This window comes from Bradyrhizobium sp. BRP56 (assembly GCF_020194035.1).
In the GTDB taxonomy this organism is placed as follows: Bacteria; Pseudomonadota; Alphaproteobacteria; order Rhizobiales; family Xanthobacteraceae; genus Bradyrhizobium; species Bradyrhizobium australafricanum.
The window spans coordinates 1-16,021 of sequence record NZ_JADYVV010000030.1 but is presented as its reverse complement, the minus strand read 5'-3'; the positions used below and the strand labels follow the sequence as shown (position 1 = coordinate 16,021).

The 16,021-nt window shown below is 65.3% G+C and carries 16 protein-coding genes and 1 pseudogene; 9 read left to right on the top strand and 8 right to left on the bottom strand.

The genetic code is table 11. The features are described from left to right. Nucleotides 1-93: 93 nt before the first annotated feature. Nucleotides 94-1,047 (top strand): AEC family transporter, encoded by a 954-nt coding sequence (locus I6F38_RS21380; protein WP_016845765.1) that lies wholly within the window; start codon nucleotides 94-96, stop codon nucleotides 1,045-1,047. 70 nt (nucleotides 1,048-1,117) lie between these two features. On the opposite strand, the gene I6F38_RS21375 is transcribed toward I6F38_RS21380, so the two are convergent. After that, the gene (locus tag I6F38_RS21375; RefSeq protein ID WP_225161701.1) at nucleotides 1,118-2,302 is read right to left on the bottom strand and encodes a UbiH/UbiF family hydroxylase; all 1,185 of its coding nucleotides are present in this window, start codon (nucleotides 2,300-2,302) and stop codon (nucleotides 1,118-1,120) included. 132 nt (nucleotides 2,303-2,434) lie between these two features. Between I6F38_RS21375 and pcsA the strand changes: the two genes are divergently transcribed. From pcsA to I6F38_RS21360, 3 genes are all read left to right on the top strand, one after another. Beyond that, a complete protein-coding gene (gene pcsA, locus I6F38_RS21370) occupies nucleotides 2,435-3,163 on the top strand; it encodes a phosphatidylcholine synthase (RefSeq protein WP_225161700.1) in 729 nt (242 codons plus the stop codon). After that, the gene (locus I6F38_RS21365; protein WP_225161699.1) at nucleotides 3,160-3,885 is read left to right on the top strand and encodes a TerC family protein; all 726 of its coding nucleotides are present in this window, start codon (nucleotides 3,160-3,162) and stop codon (nucleotides 3,883-3,885) included. Before pcsA ends, I6F38_RS21365 begins: the two co-directional genes overlap by 4 nt. Nucleotides 3,886-4,044: 159 nt before the next feature. Then, complete coding sequence (locus I6F38_RS21360) at nucleotides 4,045-5,019, top strand: quinone oxidoreductase (RefSeq protein ID WP_050384723.1); 975 nt, start codon at nucleotides 4,045-4,047, stop codon at nucleotides 5,017-5,019. Between the two features lie 138 nt (nucleotides 5,020-5,157). Here I6F38_RS21360 and I6F38_RS21355 read toward each other — a convergent pair whose 3' ends face one another. Continuing rightward, a complete protein-coding gene (locus tag I6F38_RS21355; RefSeq protein WP_225161698.1) occupies nucleotides 5,158-6,354 on the bottom strand; it encodes an acetylornithine transaminase in 1,197 nt (398 codons plus the stop codon). A 234-nt stretch (nucleotides 6,355-6,588) separates the two neighbouring features. Next, nucleotides 6,589-7,914 (bottom strand): 30S ribosomal protein S12 methylthiotransferase RimO, encoded by a 1,326-nt coding sequence (rimO, locus tag I6F38_RS21350; protein WP_225161697.1) that lies wholly within the window; start codon nucleotides 7,912-7,914, stop codon nucleotides 6,589-6,591. A gap of 116 nt (nucleotides 7,915-8,030) precedes the next feature. On the opposite strand from rimO, the gene I6F38_RS21345 reads away from it, so the two are divergent. From I6F38_RS21345 to I6F38_RS21335, 3 genes are all read left to right on the top strand, one after another. Further along, entirely contained in the window at nucleotides 8,031-8,621 is a 591-nt protein-coding gene (locus I6F38_RS21345; protein WP_028332037.1) for an ANTAR domain-containing protein, read from the top strand. Next, nucleotides 8,618-9,775, top strand: a complete 1,158-nt coding sequence (locus tag I6F38_RS21340) for a CmpA/NrtA family ABC transporter substrate-binding protein (protein ID WP_225161696.1) — start codon at nucleotides 8,618-8,620, stop codon at nucleotides 9,773-9,775. Before I6F38_RS21345 ends, I6F38_RS21340 begins: the two co-directional genes overlap by 4 nt. A 332-nt stretch (nucleotides 9,776-10,107) precedes the next feature. Further along, a complete protein-coding gene (locus I6F38_RS21335; protein WP_211986830.1) occupies nucleotides 10,108-10,260 on the top strand; it encodes a hypothetical protein in 153 nt (50 codons plus the stop codon). A gap of 74 nt (nucleotides 10,261-10,334) precedes the next feature. On the opposite strand, the gene I6F38_RS21330 is transcribed toward I6F38_RS21335, so the two are convergent. The 4 genes from I6F38_RS21330 to pxpB form a co-directional block, all read right to left on the bottom strand. Beyond that, nucleotides 10,335-10,757, bottom strand: a complete 423-nt coding sequence (locus I6F38_RS21330) for a hypothetical protein (protein ID WP_225161695.1) — start codon at nucleotides 10,755-10,757, stop codon at nucleotides 10,335-10,337. Nucleotides 10,758-10,908: 151 nt separating this feature from the next. Continuing rightward, nucleotides 10,909-11,682, bottom strand: a complete 774-nt coding sequence (locus tag I6F38_RS21325; RefSeq protein WP_225161694.1) for a 5-oxoprolinase subunit PxpA — start codon at nucleotides 11,680-11,682, stop codon at nucleotides 10,909-10,911. Between the two features lie 30 nt (nucleotides 11,683-11,712). Further along, nucleotides 11,713-12,747: a biotin-dependent carboxyltransferase family protein gene (locus I6F38_RS21320; protein WP_225161693.1), complete on the bottom strand. Its 1,035-nt coding sequence runs from the start codon at nucleotides 12,745-12,747 to the stop codon at nucleotides 11,713-11,715. Then, the gene (gene pxpB / locus I6F38_RS21315) at nucleotides 12,744-13,475 is read right to left on the bottom strand and encodes a 5-oxoprolinase subunit PxpB (RefSeq protein ID WP_225161692.1); all 732 of its coding nucleotides are present in this window, start codon (nucleotides 13,473-13,475) and stop codon (nucleotides 12,744-12,746) included. Before pxpB ends, I6F38_RS21320 begins: the two co-directional genes overlap by 4 nt. A 212-nt stretch (nucleotides 13,476-13,687) precedes the next feature. On the opposite strand from pxpB, the gene I6F38_RS21310 reads away from it, so the two are divergent. Both I6F38_RS21310 and I6F38_RS21305 read left to right on the top strand, forming a co-directional pair. Then, nucleotides 13,688-14,386: a ribonuclease activity regulator RraA gene (locus I6F38_RS21310; protein WP_076828879.1), complete on the top strand. Its 699-nt coding sequence runs from the start codon at nucleotides 13,688-13,690 to the stop codon at nucleotides 14,384-14,386. Nucleotides 14,387-14,409: 23 nt separating this feature from the next. Beyond that, complete coding sequence (locus I6F38_RS21305; RefSeq protein ID WP_016847553.1) at nucleotides 14,410-14,814, top strand: cupin domain-containing protein; 405 nt, start codon at nucleotides 14,410-14,412, stop codon at nucleotides 14,812-14,814. Nucleotides 14,815-14,979: 165 nt separating this feature from the next. On the opposite strand, the pseudogene I6F38_RS21300 reads toward I6F38_RS21305, so the two are convergent. Next, nucleotides 14,980-15,785: pseudogene (locus I6F38_RS21300) on the bottom strand (DUF2147 domain-containing protein). Nucleotides 15,786-16,021 lie beyond the last annotated feature (236 nt).

The window sequence follows — 16,021 nt, the reverse complement described above, 5'->3', positions numbered from 1 at the left end:
GATGCTAGGGGCTAAGGCCCGAATTAGCCCACGCTTTACCGATTCCAGCCCTGCAAAAACGACCCGAAATCCGGCCGAGAAACTACTTTCAGAATGATCGATATCCTCAATCTGGCGTTGCCGTATTTCGGCTTGATCTTCATCGGTTACGCGTGCGGCAAGGCCAAGGGTTTGCCCGAGAGCGGGCTCGCCTGGATGAATTTCTTCCTGCTTTACGTTTCGTTGCCGGCGCTGCTGTTCGGGATCATGTCCAAGACGCCGTTTGCGGAGCTGAACAACCCGCCATTCCTGATCGCCACCACGCTCGGAACCGTGCTCGCATTCTTCCTGGCGATGGTCGCGGGCAAGGTGATCGGCGGGCTCACGCTGCGCGAGGCGACGCTGGCCGGCCTGTCGGGCGCCTACGGCAATATCGGCTATATGGGGCCCGGCCTCGCGCTCGCCGTGCTCGGCGCCAAGGCGGCGGCGCCGACCGCGCTGATCTTCTGCTGCGACAGCATCTTCCTGTTCTCGATCGTGCCGCTGCTGATCGAGCTCACCGACCGCGACCATCCCTCGCTGCTGCACGCACTCGGCGTGGTGCTGCGGCAGATCGTGCAGAACCCGCTGATCATGTCGGCGGTGTTCGGGGCGCTGGTCGCCGCGTTTCACATCCCGATCCCGGTCGCGCTCGATCGCACCATCCAGTTCCTGGAAAACGCCGCCGCGCCGACGGCGCTGTTCGTGCTCGGCATCACGGTGGCGCTGCGGCCGTTCGAGCGGGTGCCGTGGGAGGTCCCGGGCGTGGTCGCGATCAAGCTTTTGATCCATCCGCTGCTGGCGTTCGGCCTGATGCTGCTGTTCGGCCCGTTCGCGCAGCCTTGGGCTGCGACAGCGGTGCTGATGGCCTCACTGCCGCCGGCGCTCAACGTGTTCGTGATCGCGCGGCAGAACGACACCTGGATCGAGCCGGCGTCGGTCGCGGTGCTGATCGGCACCTTCGCCTCGGTGGTCACGCTGACCAGCGTGATGTGGTTCATTCAGAGCGGACGGCTGGTGTTTCCCTGATCGGCGCGCTTCTTATTTGACGCGTTTTCTTAACGCGAACCGGTACCCACTTCGCTCGAAAACGCTTTGCTCACCGCCGCCACGACGGCGCGAGGCCTTCGCGCATCGCGAGGCGCCGCAACGGGCCGAATGCGCCGAGCAGATGCAGGCCGGCAGCGCGCGCCGTCTGCATGCCGAGGAAATCGCTCAGCAGCGATCGGTTGGCGATGTCGATCGCCCAGGTCCGGCTGGCGACATCGGGGCGCCGCGCCGCCTGGTAGCGCGACAGCACATTGGGCGCGCCGGGATCTTCGCCACGACCGATCGCCTGCCCCGTGATCTCGGCGATATCAGCGGCATCGCGCAGTCCCATATTGAGGCCCTGCGCGCCGATCGGCGGCAGCACATGGGCGGATTCCCCGACCAGCGCGATCCGGTCCTTGGCGAATTGCCGCGGCCGTTCGATCGCCAGCGGAAACACGTGACGGCCGCCCTGGACCTCGACGCGGCCGAGGATCGAATGCGATTGTCGCTCGGCGGCGACGGACAATTCGTCGTCCCCGAGTGCCATCAGCCGTTCGGCCTCCTTGGGCGCCGAGACCCAGACCACGCTGCTTCTGACGCCGCTGAGCGGCACGAACACGCAGGGGCCGTGCTCGGTGTGGAACTCGGTCGAGATGTTGTGGTGCGGCCGGGTGTGGGTGACGTTGAAGGTGAGGGCGGACTGCCCGAGCTCGCGGCTTGTCACCTCGATGCCGGCGGCCTCGCGGGACAATGAATTGCGCCCGTCGGCACCGACCACGAGCCGGGCCTGAAGCGACTGGCCCTGCCGCGTCACCACAGTGACCGCGGCATCGTCCGGCCGCACCGAGGCGGCTTCATCGTCGAACCGCCTCAGCGCGGTCATTTCGCCGGCGCGGTCCTCGAGCGCCGCGACCAGCGAGCGGTTGTCGATGTTGAAGCCGAATTGCTCGCGGCCGATCTCGTCGGATGAGAAGCGCACCTCGGGCGCGCGGATCAGGCGGCCGGTGTCGTCGACGAGGCGCATGGTCTTGAGCGCCGCCGCTCGGTCGCTGCAGCGCCGCCAGACGTCCAGCCGATCCAGGATATCGGTCGAGGCACCGAGCAGCGCGGTGGTCCGGTTGTCGGCATAGGGCGCGCGGCGCGCCAGCAGCGCAGTCCGCGCACCTGCGTCGGCAAGGGCAATCGCAGCCGTTAATCCGGCCGGACCGCCGCCTATTACGATAACGTCATAATCCAGCGAGCTGTCGGTCATATCAGGACATTTGACATGCTTGGCCCAATTTTCAAGCCATCGGTAACCACCAAGAGTTTCCAACGCTTTGCGCGGCGGAACGCCGCAAGACCGCATATGCAAACCGGTCCGATTCCTGATAGCACTCGGCCGATGGAGCATTCGAGCCAGCCCGATGCGTTGCCAGAACGGATGCGGACCGCCGCATTCACCGTTCATATTTTCACGGCGCTCGGCGCCGGGGTCGCGCTGCTGGCGATGCTGGAGGCGGTGCGCGAGCACTGGGCCAACATGTTCGCCTGGCTCGGGGTTGCGCTGGTCATCGACGGGATCGACGGCCCGCTGGCGCGCCGGCTCGACGTGGTGCGGCTGCAGCCGAACTGGTCGGGCGAGGTGCTCGACCTGGTGGTTGATTTCGTCACCTATGTGTTCGTGCCGGCCTATGCGATCACCGCGAGCGGCATGTTGCTGCCGCTGGCGGCGCCGATCCTCGGCATCGGCATCGTGGTCTCCAGCGCGCTGTATTTCGCCGACCGCCGCATGAAGGCCGATGACAACCATTTCCGCGGTTTCCCGGCGCTGTGGAATGCGGCGGCGTTCTACCTGTTCCTGCTGCACCTGCCGCCGGTGTTCTCGACGATCGTGGTCGCGCTCCTGATCGTGCTGACCTTTGCGCCGTTCCACGTGCTGCATCCGCTGCGTGTGGTGCGGCTGCGCTGGCTGACGCTGTGGCTGCTCGGCGCATGGGCGCTGCTCGGCATGTACACGCTTGCCAACGATTTCGTGGTCGGAGCCCCGATCACCTTCGGTCTCTGCGCCATCGCCGTCTACATCATCGGCAGCGATACCGTGATCCGCCGGATGAAAGCCTTCAGAGCATGATGCAACTGATCACCAGCCCGGAAGCCTGGGCGGCGCTGCTGACCCTGACTGCGCTCGAGATCGTGCTCGGCATCGACAACGTCATTTTCCTGTCGGTGATCGTGTCGCGGATCCCGCCGGCGCAGGCCAAGCGCGCGCGGCAGATCGGCCTGCTGCTGGCGCTGGTGTTTCGCATTGTGCTGCTCTCGATCCTGGTCTGGCTGATCGGGCTGACCCAACCGGTGATCACCGTCAGCGACGTCGCGCTGTCGTGGCGCGACATCATCCTGATCGGCGGCGGCCTGTTCCTGATCGCGAAAGCAACCCACGAGATCCACGGCGAGGTCGAGGCGCGCGAGGCGGAAGCCGACGACAGGCCGAGCGCCAGCGCGTTCTTCTGGGTGATCGTGCAGATCATCATCATCGACCTGGTGTTCTCGCTGGATTCGATCATCACCGCGATCGGCATGGCGCAGGACATCGAGATCATGATCGCGGCGGTCGTGATCGCCTGCGTCATCATGTACATCTCGTCGGGACCGGTGGCGCGCTTTGTCGCGGAGCATCCGACCACCAAGATGCTGGCGCTGGCCTTCCTGGTGCTGATCGGCGTGGCGCTGGTGGCCGACGGCTTCAAATTCCACATCCCGCGCGGCTACATCTATTTCGCGATCGCCTTCTCGGCCGCGGTCGAGGCGTTCAACGTCATGGCCAAGCGCAACCGCAGGAAGCCGGCGCGCTGATGGGCATGATCTCCGCGCAAACGCTGCGCGTTTGTCGCGAGGGAAAGCCGGTTCGCACTTTTCCGGATCGTGCCGTAGCGGGTTCCGGCCCGCTTGGTTGACAAGCCGGCCGCGATGGCATTCGCTCGCTTGACGCTGATATCTGAGGGGAGCGACGACATGACCAAGGCTGTGCGCGTGCACCAGGTGGGGGGCCCGGAAGTCCTGACCTATGAGGACGTCGAGGTGGGCGCGCCGGGGACGGGCGAGGTCCGGATCCGCCAGCACGCGGTCGGTCTGAACTTCATCGACGTCTATTTCCGCACTGGTCTCTACAAGGCGCCCGGCCTGCCGTTCATTGCCGGCAATGAGGCTGCCGGCGAGGTGTTGGCCGTGGGTCCGGGCGTGACCAATTTCCACCCCGGCGATCGCGTCGCCTATTACTATAATCTCGGCGGCTACGCGTCCGAGCGCGTCATCCCGGCCGACAAGCTCGTCAAGCTGCCCGACCATATCACCTACGAGCAGGGCGCCGTGCTGATGCTGAAGGGCCTCACGGTCTGGTATCTCCTGCACAAGACCTTCAAGGTCGAGCACGGCCATCGCGTGCTGATCCACGCCGCGGCGGGCGGCATCGGGCTGCTCGCCTGCCAATGGGCGCGGGCACTCGGCGCGCATGTCATCGGTACCGTCGGCTCGAAGGCGAAGGCCGATCTCGCACTCGCCAATGGCTGCGATCACGTCATCCTCTACAACGAGGAGAACTTCGTGGAACGCGTCAAGCAGATCAGCCGCGGCGAGCTCTGCGACGTCGTCTATGACGGTGTCGGCAAGACCACGTTCCCGGGATCGCTGTCCTGCCTCAGGCCGCGCGGCCTGTTCGTCTCCTTCGGCAACGCGTCGGGTCCGGTGCCGCCGTTCCCGCTCGCCGAGCTCAACAACCACGGCTCGCTGTTCGCGACGCGGCCCAAGCTCAACGACTATGTCGGCACCCGCAAGGAGCTGCTCGAAGGCGCCGACACGCTGTTCGCCGCCGTGATCAACGGCAAGCTGCACGTGCCGATCAACCACGCCTATGCGCTGAAGGATGCGGCCAAAGCGCATATCGACCTCGAGAGCAGGGCGACCACCGGCGCGGCGATCCTGCGGCCGTAATTCTCGCCGTCATTGCGAGCCACCCGGTCGGCGCAAAGCGCCGCCGGATGACAGGCTCCGCGAAGCAATCCACCTCTCCACCCGGTAAGATGGATTGCTTCGTCGCTTCGCTCCTCGCAATGACGAGCGGGGAGGATCCTACGCCACCCGCCGCGCAGCGCCGACCTTGGTCAGCACCGTATCCAGGCAGTCGATGACAAGGGAAATCTCCTCCCGCGTCACGTTCAGCGCCGGCATGAAGCGCAGCGTGTCCGGCTGCGGCGAGTTGATCAGCACGCCGGCCGCGAACGCCTCGGCAACCACGGCCGCGCCGATCGGCATCTTCAGGTCGAGCGCCAGCAAGAGGCCGCGCCCCCTGATCTCGCCGAGACCGTGCCGCGACGACAGCCGCTGCAATTCGCGTTCGAGCAAAAGGCCGGCATCGACGACCGATTTCAGGAAATCGGGCTTTCCGATCTGATCGAGCACGACAAGCCCCGCGGCGCACATCAGCGGATTGCCGTTGAAGGTGCCGCCCTGATCGCCATGATCGAAGCACGAGGCATGCTCGGTCGCGAGCAGGGCCGCGAGCGGCACGCCGCCGCCGATGCCCTTGCCGAGCGTCATGATGTCGGGCTCGATCCCGGCGTGCTGATAGCCGAACAGCTTTCCGGTCCGGCCGATGCCGGTCTGGATCTCGTCGACAATGAGCAGCAGGCCGCGCTGCTGGGTCAGCGCCCGCAACTCCTTCAAAAACTCATCCGTCGCGGGCCAGACGCCGGCCTCGCCCTGGATCGGCTCCAGCATGATCGCGACCGTCGACGACGAGATCAGCTTTCGCACCGACTCGATGTCGTTCAGCCTGGCTTTGCGGAAGCCCGAGACCTTCGGCTCGAACAGCGGCTCGAACGCCTTCTTGCCCGAGGCCGACATGGTCGCGAGCGTGCGGCCGTGGAAGCCGCCTTCGAAGGTGATGATCTCGTGGGCACCATTCTTGTACTTGGCGCCGAATTTCCGCGCGAGCTTGATCGCGCCTTCATTGGCCTCCGCGCCTGAGTTCGCAAAGAACACCTGGTCGAAGCAGCTGTTGTCGACCAGCAACTTTGCCAGTTTCAGGCTCTGCTCGTTGTAGAACGCAGGACTTGGCGTCAGCAGCCGTCTCGCCTGCGCGGCCAGCGCGTCGGCCACGATGACCGGCGAGTGGCCGAGGGGATTGACGGCCCAGCCCTGCACGAAATCGAGATAGCGGTTGCGGTTGCTGTCCCACAAATACGAGCCGGCGCCGCGCACGAACACGACCTCGGGGCGAGCGGTGATGTCCATCAGCGCATCGAACGGATGGGTAGCGTTGGTCATGTCGATCTCCTCTGGGGTCGGTGTGGGGATTAAGGGCAGGCCGAAAAGCAAGAAGGCCGCGCTGGGGGCGCGGCCTTCTCGAAAACCTTGGCTGATTTATCAATCAGCGATGGCGTCGGACACGGCGCAGCCCAGCATCGTCGCGAGTGCGACGACGGTTGATGGCGCGGCGGTGGGTCCGGTTCAGCTTCATGGCGGAGGGCCATACAGCCGAACGCCGGAACATGTCAAGCGTCAGAATCCGGCGACGCTGCCGTGGAGGTCGTATTGGTCGGAGCGCTCGATCTTGGCGGTGACGATCTCGCCGACCTTCAGCGGGCGGCGGCTGGTGAGGTAGACGGCGCCGTCGATCTCGGGCGCATCGGCCTTTGACCGGCCCTTGGCCACCGTGGGGCCAACCTCGTCGATGATGACCTGCTGGCGGGTGCCGACCTTGCGCTTCAGGCGCCGGGCAGAAATCTTCTGCTGCCGCGCCATCAGCGCATTCCAGCGCTCCTGCTTGATCTCGTCGGGCACGGCATTGGCAATCGCGTTCGACGCGGCACCGGCAACCGGCTCGTATTTGAAGCAGCCGAGGCGATCGATTTCCGCTTCATCGAGCCAGTCGAGCAGATAGGCGAAATCGGAATCGGTCTCGCCGGGGAAACCGACGATGAAGGTCGAGCGCAGCGTCAGCTCGGGGCACGCTTCACGCCATTTCTGGATGCGAGCCAGCGTCTTCTCCTGCGCAGCCGGGCGCTTCATCGCGCGCAGCACGTCCGGGCTCGCATGCTGGAACGGGATGTCGAGATAGGGCAGCACCTTGCCCTCGGTCATCAGGCCGATGACCTCGTCGACATGCGGGTAGGGGTAGACATATTGCAGCCGCACCCAGGCGCCGAACTCACCGAGCTCCTTGGCGAGATCGAAGAATTTTGCGCGGACGCTGCGGTCCTGCCACGGGCTCTCGGCGTATTTCAGGTCGACGCCATAGGCCGAGGTGTCCTGCGAGATGACGAGCAATTCCTTGACGCCGGCCTTCACCAGCTTCTCGGCCTCGCGTAGCACGTCATTGGCCGGCCGCGACACCAGATCGCCGCGCAGCTTCGGGATGATGCAGAAGCTGCAGCGGTTGTTGCAGCCTTCGGAAATCTTCAAATACGCGTAGTGCCGCGGCGTCAGCTTGACGCCCTGCGGCGGCACCAGGTCGATATGCGGGTTGTGCGCCGGCGGCAGCGCGCGGTGCACGGCGTCCAGCACGCTCTCATATTGCTGCGGCCCCGTGATCGAGAGCACGCCGGGATAGGCGCTTTCGATCTGCTCGGGCTCGGCGCCCATGCAGCCGGTGACGATGACCTTGCCGTTCTCGGCCATCGCCTCGCCGATCGCGGCGAGCGATTCCTGCTTGGCGCTGTCGAGGAAGCCGCAGGTGTTGACGATGACGATGTCGGCGCCGTCATGCTTGCGCGCCAGCTCATAGCCCTCCGCGCGCAGCCGGGTGATGATGCGCTCGGAATCGACCAGCGCCTTGGGGCAGCCCAAGGACACAAAGCTCACTTTCGGCGCGGCGGCCTCTTGCATATCTCTAATCTGCCTGATGAATGGGCAGGAGCTAGTCCCAATTGCCGAGAATTACAACCCTTTCCCGGGGCTTCCGGCATGATATGGATGCGTCTGCCGGGCCTTAAGAGTTGTCGATGAGCGCTGAATCGTCTCCCAAGATCGTCATAGTCGACGAGAGCCCGATCCGAGCGGCCATCCTGGAGGAGGGACTGCGGGAGGCCGGGTATACGGATGTCGTGCATATCAGCGAGATGCAGAGCCTGCTCTCGCGAATCTATGCGCTCGACCCCGAGATCATCGTCATCGACCTCGAGAACCCCAGTCGCGACGTGCTGGAACAAATGTTCCAGGTCAGCCGCGCGGTCCGCCGGCCGATCGCGATGTTCGTTGACCAGAGCGACGCCGCCTCGATCCAGGCCTCGGTGGAGGCGGGCGTCTCCGCCTACATCGTCGACGGCCTCAAGAAGGAGCGGATGAAGCCGATCCTCGATCTCTGCGTCTCCCGCTTCAATGCCTTCGCCAAGCTGCAGGACGAGCTCGACCGCACCAAGCACGCGCTGGAGGAGCGCAAGGTGATCGACCGCGCCAAGGGCATCCTGATGAAGGTGAAAGGGCTGACCGAGGAAGAGGCCTACGTGCTGATGCGCTCGACCGCGATGCGCGAGAAAAAGAAAATCGGAGAGATCGCGCAATCGATCCTGACGGCGTCGGAGCTCCTGAAATGACCACACCATTGCGCATCGGGTTCATTCCGCTGGTCGACGCTGCCGCGCTGATCGTTGCGGTCGACAAGGGATTCGCGGCGGCCGAAGGCCTCGACGTCACGCTGGTGCGGGAAGTGTCGTGGTCGAACGTCCGCGACAAGCTCAATATCGGCCTGTTCGATGCCGCTCATCTGTTGGCGCCGGTGGCAATCGCCTCGAGCCTCGGGCTCGGTCACGTCAAGGTGCCGATCGCGGCGCCCTTCAACCTCGGGCTGAACGGCAACGCCATCACCGTATCGCCGGCGCTGCACGCCGCGCTGATGGAAGAGATCGACGGCGACCGCTTCGATCCGATGGCAACCGCACAGGCGCTCGCCCGCGTGGTCGCCAAGCGGCGGAAGAGCGGGGCGGAACCGCTGACCTTCGGCATGACCTTCCCGTTCTCGACCCACAATTACCAGTTGCGGTTCTGGATGGCCGCCGGCGGCGTCGATCCGGATGAGGATGTCCAGCTCGTGGTGCTGCCGCCGCCCTACATGGTCGACAGTCTCGCCAACGGCCATGTCGACGCGTTCTGCGTCGGCGCACCCTGGAATTCGATCGCAGTCGATCTCGGCATCGGCCACATCCTGCACTTCGTCTCCGACATCCTGCTCAGCGCGGTGGAAAAGGTGCTGGCGGTGCGGCAGAGCTGGTCGGAGAAGCATCCCGACATCGTGGCGGCGCTGGTGCGTGCACATCTGCGCGCCGTGGAGTTCATCGAGCGGCCCGAGAACCGGTCCGAGGTCGCGCGCATCCTGGCGCAGCCCGAGCGGATCGGCGTCGATGCCAGCGTCATCCAGCGCACGCTCGATGGCCACCTGAAGATTTCGCCCGACGGCACCATGCGCGAGAGCAATCGCTATCTGCTGGTCGGCCGCGAGGCTGCGGCGCGGCCTGATCCGGGGCAGGCGGCCTGGCTCTATGCGCAGATGGTTCGCTGGGGCCAGACGCCGTACCGGCCGGAGGCGCTGAAGACCGCCATGGCCGTGTTCAGGCCCGATCTCTACGACGCCGCATCGGGCCGCCCGGCCGGCGCTTCCAGCGCCATCGGAGCGTTCGCCGGCCCGCCGTTCGACCCGAGCGACGTTCCGGGCCATCTGGCGGCGTTCAAGATCGGGCGCTGGAAGGCCTGAGCGCGACGCAGCGGCCGCGTCAGGCGGCACGTGCACGACCCGGTGCGTCTTGTTGCCGGGACAAGGATGGGCAACAGGCGCGGCGGCGGCAGCGCCTCGGCTATCGACCTCCGGCTACTTTGCATGGGGTTGTTTTCGAGATTTTCGGTTATCGCGGGGTTCCGGACGCCTCGAATTGCGGCGAATAGGATTCTCGGCCGGGCGCGCGAGAAGGAATATTCCTCTCGGAACCGAGTTCCCGAAGGCGGCGGCATCGCTATTTTTGCCGCCCGCTTGAATCCGGACGCGAACGATATTCCATATGCCCGAGAATGGGGCGTTGGAGATCGACCATGCGCGAGCTATCGGCGGAAGCCCGCCTGCACCTTTACGCGCGAAACATTTCACGGAAGTCCGGAACCGGAGTTCACACCGCGGCGCTGTACAGCGCCTTTGCGGTGATCGCGGCCATCGTGTTCGGCACGCTGTCCGTCCACCCGTTCTGAGCCCTTCGGAAAATTCAAAAGCCGCCGCCTGATATCCTCAGGCGGCGGCTTTGTGTTGGCTGGATGCTGACAGCTCAGTAGCCGTAACCGCGACCATATCCGTAGCCGTAGCCGTAGCCGCCACCGCAGGTGCTGCAGGTCTGCTGAACCGGCGCGTAGTAGGAATAGCCCGGCGAGACCATCTGGGTGCGCTCCTGGGTGGCGTATTGCGGCGGGATGCGCTCATAGGCGACGCCTTCGGGCGCGACCATCACCGTCCTCGGCACCATCACGGTGCGATACTGTGCCGGCGTGCGATGCGCGACGACGCGGCCCGGCGCCACCATGACGGTCTCCTGCACCGTGCGATATTGCGGCGGCACGCTCTGCACCTGATAGCAGGTCGTGCACGGCTGGGGCGGCGGCGTATAGCAGCTGTAGCAGCCGGCGGATGCCGCGCTGGTGAAGGCGGCGGTAGCAACCGCGGCAATGGTGAGAGAGAGGCTGGTGCGGAACATGCTTTCGTACCCAATTTCCTAAGAGGACAATCAAAGGCTCGGAAGCTGCACCTAACAATCAAACGGCAAGTTTGGGTTTAAGAAGACTCTTAACGGAATCTAAAAGGGCCGGCGCGGCGGCCGGCCCTTTTTTGATCGGTGCGTTCGCGGCTCAGTGCGCGGTCTTGAACGGCGCAACGGTGATACCCGCCTGCTTCAGCGCCTCGCGCAGGCCGCGCGCGATCTCGACGGCGCCACGCGTGTCGCCGTGGATGCAGACGGTATCGGTCTGCATCTTGATCACCTTGCCGGTGACCGAGACGACGGCGCCGTCCTGCACCATCCGCACCACACGATCGGCAATCGCCTTGGGATCGTGCAGTACCGCGCCGGGCTTCTTGCGCGACACCAGGTTGCCGTCGTCCTCATAGGCGCGGTCGGCGAACACCTCATGCGCCATCCGCAGATTCGCCGCTTCACCCGCGCGCACCAGCTTCGAGTTGGCAAGCACCACGAAGATGAGATTGCGGTCGACTGCCTTGATCGCATTGGCGATCGCCCTTGCAGTCATGTCGTCCTCGCAGGCGACGTTGGAAATCGCGCCATGGGCCTTCACATGGGTGACCTTGTGGCCGGCCGCGGTCGCGATCGCCTGCAGGGCGCCGATCTGGTAGGCGATCAGGTTCTCGATCTCCGAGGACGTCAGTCCCGGCATCGGACGGCGGCCAAAGCCGTGCAGGTCGCGATAGCCGGGATGGGCGCCGACGCTGACGCCGCGCGCCTTCGCCAGCTCGACCGTCTTGCGCATGATGTCGGCGTCGCCGGCATGAAAGCCGCAGGCGACGTTGACCGAGGTCGCAAGCTCGATCATCGCGACATCATTGCCCATTTCCCAGGGGCCAAAGCTTTCGCCGAGATCGCAATTGAGGTCGATAGTTGAAGTCATGACGATCGATCCGTCTGTTGTTGTACAGATTCAGGGTAGCGCAACTTGCCAGGTCGACACATCGACGGCGTTGACGGCCTGACCCGCGACATTCGCATCCCGCAGCGCTTCGATGTTGAGACCAAAATCCTCAATGCCGCGGAGGCGGTCGGGCAGGGAACGCAGCAGCTCGTGGAACTTGATCGCCTCGGCCTGCGCTTCAGCCATCGTCACCGCCCTGAAGCGGAACGGCCGGCCGGCCGATATCTGCGCGAAGCGACCGAAATCGGCCGTGATCACGGTTGCGATCTTCGGATAGCCGCCGCTGGTGCCGCGGTCCGGCATCAGCACGATCGGCTGCCCGTTGCCGGGCACCTGGATGCTGCCGTTCACGGTGCCGTCGGAGACGATGTTGTGGCCGTCGAGATGCTTGATGGCGGGACCTTCGAGGCGATAGCCCATGCGGTCGCTGGTCGCCGAGATCTTCCACTCGCTGTCGACCAACAGCTTCTTGTGGTCCTCGGCGAACTCGTCGTCCTGCGGGCCGAACACGATGCGGATCGGCGCATCGGTCGCGGCCGGCAATTCGATGCGGCGTTCTGGCGCGCCACTTGCGGCCTGGGTCGTCAACTCGTCGCCGCTTTGCAGCGGCCGCGGGTAGGGGCTGCCAAGCCCGGCGCGGGCGTTGACGGCGAGGCTGCCGAACATCGGCTCGCCCTCGATGCCATGCTCGATCGCGAGATAGCTGAACGAGCCGCCGCGCGCGAAGCCGAGAGTGAGCGTCTCACCTTCGGCGAGCGTCGCCGAGCTGTCGAACGCGACTGGCCGGCCGCCGATATCGGCATTGCGCGACGCGCCGGCGAGGGCGACGCGCACCGCGCCGCCGCGCGCGGTGAAGCTAGCGCCGAACGGGCCGATCTCGACCGCGGCGCCGAACAGGTCATTGCCGACCAGCGTGTTGGCGGCCGCCAGCGAAAGCCGGTCCATTGCGCCGCTCGGCACGAGACCGTAGCGCTGCGAGCCCGGACGCCCGCCGTCCTGCACCGAGCTTGCCGGGCCGATCGAGGTGACGACGAGCTTGCTCATGGCGTCACCAGTTCGGCGACGAACTCGCCGGCTTCGGCGGCGCGGTCCTGTTCGGCAAAGGTCTTGGCGTCGATCGCGGTGAAGGTGATGGCGTCTCCCGGCTCCAGCAGGAAGGTCGGATCGCGATGCAACTGGTAGGTTCGCACCGGGGTGCGGCCGAGCAGGTGCCAGCCGCTCGGACCGGCCAGGCACTGCACGCCGGTCTGGATGCCGCCGATCGAAATGGTGCCGGCTGGGGTCAGGAGCCGCGGATCCTTGCGCCGGGGCATATGCAGGAACTTCTCCAGCCCGCTGAGATAGGACCAGCCCGGCGTGAAGCCGATCATGGCGACGCGATAGTCGCCGGCGACATGGCGCGCCACGATCTGGTCGGGCGTGGTTTTGAGCGCCTTCGCGACATCCTCGAGATCGATGCCATGCTCGCCGCCATAGGTCACGGGAATCCGCCAGCGCCGCGTTCCGGTCTCGGTCGGCGGCGCCTTGGCGGCGCGAGCCAGCAGTTGCGCGCCGAGCGCGTCGAAGCCGATCTGGACGGGGTCGTAATGCACCAGCAGCGACCGGTAGGTCGGCACGGTCTCGGTAATGCCGGCGATCGGCTCGGCAGCGATCACCCGGTCGAGCGCCAGCACCCGCCGGTTGGCGGCGTCGTCGATGGTGCGGCTGAATTCCACCGTGATGGCGCTGTCGCCACTCGGCAAAAGGCGGGGAGGACTTAAGGGTTCGGCCATTGGGTCAAGTGCTGTCGGCAGCCATCAAGCTAGCGTGTTTCGAGATAAAACGGAATTCGCTTCGTGCAAAATGATGCAGCAACTTCAATAAATTAATCGGCATGCCGGCGATAAATCTGGATGATCGCAGCTTTTTCGCGCAGCCCTTGACGCAAGGCCTTTGCCCGGCAACATGCGCCGGTCTTTTCCTCCCATCGGAGCAAGCTTTCCAGATGTCACTGTCCGCCGAAGCGATCGCGACGCTGTCGCACGTGTCCACCGCCACCATCACCACCGTCCTGCTCAAGAAGGGCCTGCGCAACATCTGGATGCGCGGCACCAAGCCGCTGAAGCCCGGGCAGAAGCGGCTGGTCGGACCGGCCTTCACGCTGCGCTTCGTGCCCGCCCGTGAGGATCTGGCGACGCCGGAATCCTGGTCGTCGCCGATCTCGACCCGCACCGCGATCGAGGCGATGCCGGCGGGCTGCATTGCCGTGGTCGATGCCATGGGCATCACCGATGCCGGCATTTTCGGCGACATCCTCTGCGCCCGCATGGCCAAGCGCGGGGTGACGGCGCTGATCACCGATGGCGTGGTGCGCGACGTCGAGGGCGTGCTCGGCACCGGCCTGCCGGTGTGGTGCGACGGCTACGCGGCTCCGCCGTCGGTTGCAGGTCTGACCTTCGTCGGCTGGGGCGAACCGATCGGCTGCGGCGGCGTTGCCGTATTCCCGAACGACGTCGTGGTGGCTGACCAGGACGGCGCGGTGCTGATCCCGCAGGCGTTCCTCGATCACGTGCTGGCCGAGGGGCCGGAGCAGGAACGGATGGAAGCCTGGATCGTCAACGAGGTGAACAATGGCGCCCAGCTGCCCGGCCTGTATCCGATGAATGCCGAGACCAAGGCGCGCTACGCCGCGACCAAGAAATAACGTCAAGAAAGGGAGGTAACCCCATGGACATCCACGTTTCCGGCTCGCGGCCGACCCGCCGCGCGCCGAAGGAGAATTTTACCGGCACCGTGCTGCAGGACCCGATCAACATGGCGCCTGCGCCGGCGCGGCTCAACGCCTCGCGTGTCTCGTTCGAGCCCGGCGCACGCACCGCCTGGCACACCCATCCGCTCGGACAGACGCTGTATGTGATCTCCGGCATCGGGCGCGTGCAGGCCAAGGGCGGCCCGATCAGGGAGATTCGTCCCGGCGATGTCGTCTGGATTCCGCCGAACGAGAAGCACTGGCATGGGGCCTCGCCGGACAACAGCATGACCCATATCGCCATGCAGGAGGCGCTCGATGGCGTCTATTCGACCTGGATGGAGCACGTCACCGACGAGGAATACAACGGCAAGGTCGGCTGAGCAGCCGCAAGCAGTTCGAAAGATGAAAGCCCCGCTTATCAGGCGGGGCTTTTGATTTTATGAGACCGTAGCCCGGATGGAGCGAAGCGCAATCCGGGGCGGTCTCTCCCGCGGTGAAAATCCCGGATTACGCTTCGCTCCATCCGGGCTACGATTTGCAGGCAATCAATTCACCCGCGTCCAGGTCTGGCCGCCGCAGAACATGCCGCCGAACGCGCAGCCCTGGACGCGCAGCGTGTCCGGGCTCCTCATCGCGATGGTGGAATCGTAGGTGCTGCCGCTGTTCGGATCGAAGATGCGGCCGCTCCACTTGTCCTTGCCCGGCTTCATGTTGATCAGAACCTGTTCGCCGATTTCTTGTCGACGGCGTAGCCGCAGAGATTGGCACCACATTGCTCGATGCGGATTTTGCCTTCCTTTTCTTCGGTGAGCCAGACGCCAAGCGGCGAGTTCGCTGCTTGCACGGGATTGGCGAGCGGCTTGGGTGCCGGAGCGCTCGGCGAGGCGGCGCCGACCGTTGGAGCGGTGGTAGGCTTTGCAGCAGGCGCAGCAGTTTGCTGGACGGCGGGCGGCGGCGGTGTGGTCGCGGCTGCAGCTGAAGGCGGCGTGGCCGCAACGCCCGTGCTGGGCGGCTCTGCCGTTGCGGCAGGCGCCGGCGGGACGGCGGCCTGATCGACGGCAGGCGGAGCAGCCGCTGCTGGCGCGCTGGGCGGCGCGGCCTGGGAATTCGTCTTAGTGTCCGACTTGGCGTCCGTGTTGGCTTCCTTCGGAGCCTTGCGCTTCTGCTCGGTGTCGTCGCTCTTGGCGCGTTTGGTGCGGCGGGGAGTATTGTCGTAGACGCCGGGGATCGAAACCGTGCCGCGATCGGGATCGATGCGAATGGTGCGGCCGCCGTAATCGAATGTGTACTGCGCCTGCGCTGCGGCCGTGCTTGCCAGCACGAGCGTGGCGATCGCCAGAAGCTTTCTCATCTCGACCTCCGGTGCAGGGAGCCTCGTTCGCAAGGCTATCCGGTGACCACCCCGTTGAACGTGTCCCAGATCACGGTCAGAACATGAGTCGTATCCTTGCGGCTAAGGTGTCCGCCGTGAAGAACGCGGACGAGCGCTGATTTAAGCGATCTTTTGAGCCGGGACAGTTTCGGCGATGGCCCGGATGATGGCACACAGGAGTTGTGCGAGCCATCGCAGGAGCAGGCCGAAGTTGT